At 49.0% G+C, this 2,760-nt stretch carries 3 protein-coding genes and 2 pseudogenes; 4 read left to right on the top strand and 1 reads right to left on the bottom strand.

Translation table 11 applies throughout. The features are described from left to right. Both J0895_RS14615 and tsf read left to right on the top strand, forming a co-directional pair. Positions 1 to 201: pseudogene (locus J0895_RS14615) on the top strand (uS2 family ribosomal protein); the annotation flags it as partial. A gap of 225 nt (positions 202 to 426) precedes the next feature. Beyond that, a complete protein-coding gene (gene tsf, locus J0895_RS14610) occupies positions 427 to 1,086 on the top strand; it encodes a translation elongation factor Ts (RefSeq protein ID WP_207088800.1) in 660 nt (219 codons plus the stop codon). Between the two features lie 21 nt (positions 1,087 to 1,107). On the opposite strand, the gene J0895_RS14605 is transcribed toward tsf, so the two are convergent. Continuing rightward, a complete protein-coding gene (locus tag J0895_RS14605; protein ID WP_207088799.1) occupies positions 1,108 to 1,278 on the bottom strand; it encodes a hypothetical protein in 171 nt (56 codons plus the stop codon). A gap of 75 nt (positions 1,279 to 1,353) precedes the next feature. Here J0895_RS14605 and J0895_RS14600 point away from each other — a divergent pair, with 75 nt between their 5' ends. Together J0895_RS14600 and J0895_RS14595 are read left to right on the top strand one after the other, a co-directional pair. Beyond that, positions 1,354 to 2,214 carry a hypothetical protein gene (locus J0895_RS14600; protein ID WP_207088798.1) on the top strand — a complete coding sequence of 287 codons (861 nt, stop codon included), beginning with the start codon at positions 1,354 to 1,356 and terminating at the stop codon, positions 2,212 to 2,214. Positions 2,215 to 2,232: 18 nt separating this feature from the next. Beyond that, positions 2,233 to 2,760: pseudogene (locus tag J0895_RS14595) on the top strand (ATP-dependent DNA helicase RecG); the annotation flags it as partial.

Genomic DNA, 2,760 nt, shown 5'->3' with positions numbered 1-2,760 from the left:
GATGATGCAATTCGGTCGATTAAATTAATCGTCGGAAAACTTGCCGATGCCATCTACGAAGGACGTCATGGAGAAGTCGATTCGAGTGGTCAAGATGGAGAATACGACTACGACGGCGTAGAGGGCGAGTATGAGTATGACGAAGAAGGGGAAGAAGCCGATCAACCCGATAGCAAAGAAGAAGGAAGCGACGAGAAATAAGAGCGATCGCAGCGAACAACTTCAATAAGTAAGCCGCAACTTCACCCATAAGCGTAAGAGTAAACCCGGGAAATTAACCGACAATACCCTCCTATCGGTGAAGTTGCACAAAAAGCTGAAAATAAAGTGTTCCAGCGAGACTTGAATCGTCTATTCTTAGGCGAAAGGCAGATGGCGAAACCCCAGAATTCTGGGACAGTGTAAATCGAGAAAAACGAAGAGAAAATGGCGGACATATCTGCAAAAGTGGTCAAAGAACTGCGCGATAAAACCGGCGCAGGCATGATGGACTGCAAAAAAGCCCTAATCGAAAACGATGGGGACATGAACAAAGCTGTAGAATGGCTACGGCAAAAAGGGATCACCTCTGCGGAGAAAAAAGCAGGGCGCTTGGCAGCCGAGGGACTGGTGGATAGCTACATTCACACCGGAGGTCGAATTGGCGTCCTGGTGGAAGTCAACTGTGAAACCGACTTCGTAGCGCGTCGTGAAGAATTCCACGCGCTGGTTCGCAATATTGCCATGCAAGTTGCAGCCTGTCCCAATGTCGAATACGTCAGCATCGAAGACATTCCCCAAAGCTTGGCAGACAGCGAAAAAGCCATTGAGATGGGACGGGACGATTTAGGCAACAAGCCGGATAATATCAAAGAAAAAATCGTTCAAGGACGGATTGATAAGCGCCTGAAAGAACTGACCCTGCTGGATCAGCCTTACATTCGGGATCAGAACATCACCGTCGCTGAGTTAATCAAGCAAGTGATTTCGCAACTGGGTGAAAACATTCGGGTTCGTCGCTTTACCCGCTTCGTTTTGGGTGAAGGGATTGAAAAAGAAGAAACCAACTTTGCCGACGAAGTAGCCGCGCAAACTGGGGCAAAATAGACCCAGTTTAGAGTGGGGATGCTATCCCGTAAATTCCGGGTTTGTCGTTGGGGTATTTGCCCCTAGAAGGCGATCGCCCAGGACGCCGGTACAGTAGCCGTGAAAAACCGAGTTTGTTTTGAACCAATACTGTACCAACCTCCTAGAGGCGGAAAAGACTGCTAGAGACAGGGGCAGGTCAAACCATAGCATGACCTGTCTTCTGTTTTTCTAGCCGCTATCGTTAGAAAAGACCTTAATATTGCTATCGGATCCAAATTAGAGGCTATGGCAAGACCCCTCGAAATCATTGACCAGGACATTGCAGAGTTAGAACAGGCAGCGCAAGACTTGGCGGGACAATTTCAGAAGACCTACAGCCATTATTTGACGGCCTTGGGACAAGCAGTGCGACAGCAGATGATCTTAGCCGGATATTATATTTGCACCCAAGGATATCCCGAGCATTTTCTGGACTTATCCTTACCCCAGAAACAACAACTGCAATCCAAGCTCAGGTCCATCGTCAAGAAAGCTGAATCTGAGGCGATCGCCCTCGTGGAAGACCCCAAACCCGAAGACAGCCCCGTTATCCTAGTCGTCGAAGGACTTTCCCAAGAGGGAACCCCTGCGCAGGACATTAGCCTAGTCGAAGAGGAACTCAGCCCCCTCGAAGAAATTGCTGACCCCGAAAATTTATCCAATTGGCAAGATCGGATAGAATTGGGAATTATCAAACTCTTGCAACAAGTCTCCCATGAAACGAATCAGGTCCTGCACGCTGCCGGAATCGGGTCCAAAAATGTTCCCGCCATGTTGCTAGAAGCTGCCGGAAAACTGCCCAATAACGAGGCGATCGGAGGACCACCAAATCTCGTCACCCTGACCCTAGAAGCTCAAGGGACCGAAGATTTACCCCAAATGCCCGGTTTAGCCTCCCTGCTTAAAGGGCCGATTCACATCATGGCCGTTCATTTAAGATTAACGGATCTGGAATTTGCCGACTCCCGCCTGAGTGCATCCCGAGGACAAATTCGCAGCCTCTCGGGACGGCTAAATTCACTCAAACGAGACTATCATCAAAAACAACGGGAACGAGCGATCGCCCAAGCAGAATCTGCATGGCGTGCAAGCTGGTTTGAAGACTAATCAGGTAGGGGGGAAACCATGAAAGCAGAATCACTAGATTGGGGACGATTACAAAAAGCCTTGTCTGTCGAATCACAACGCGGATTTACCGATGTTGTCGGCAGTCAATATTGCTTTAGCGAATTTCTTCAGATTAGTTTAAAAGACTCCCCTGCCAATCTCGTATCGGCAGATATTCGCCGTTGGCAAACTTTAGCCGCAGAATTTGGTCGATATCCAGAAATGACCTTAGAAAAGCGGCAAGCTTTGGTGTCAGATACCCGCAGGTTTCTTCTGGATATGGAACGAATTTGTACAAAAACTCCACCCTCTGAAAACGGCACTGCCAAACAACACCGGCTGGTAGAACAACCCCCCACCTCACCCGGGCGATCGCCCAGCATTTCCCCCAGAGAAACCCTCTCAACCACCCCTTCTACTACCCCAGTTTCCCTCAACCAAGGCTTAAGTCAAGTTAGCGGCATTGGATCACGCAACGCTGACAAATTAGCCAAATTGGGGCTTTATACCCTCTATGACCTCCTCTACAATTTCCCTCGGGACCAT

Source organism: Phormidium pseudopriestleyi FRX01 (assembly GCF_017313335.1).
GTDB lineage: Bacteria > Cyanobacteriota > Cyanobacteriia > Cyanobacteriales > Laspinemataceae > Laspinema > Laspinema pseudopriestleyi.
This window is presented reverse-complemented; position numbering and strand designations above follow the sequence as displayed.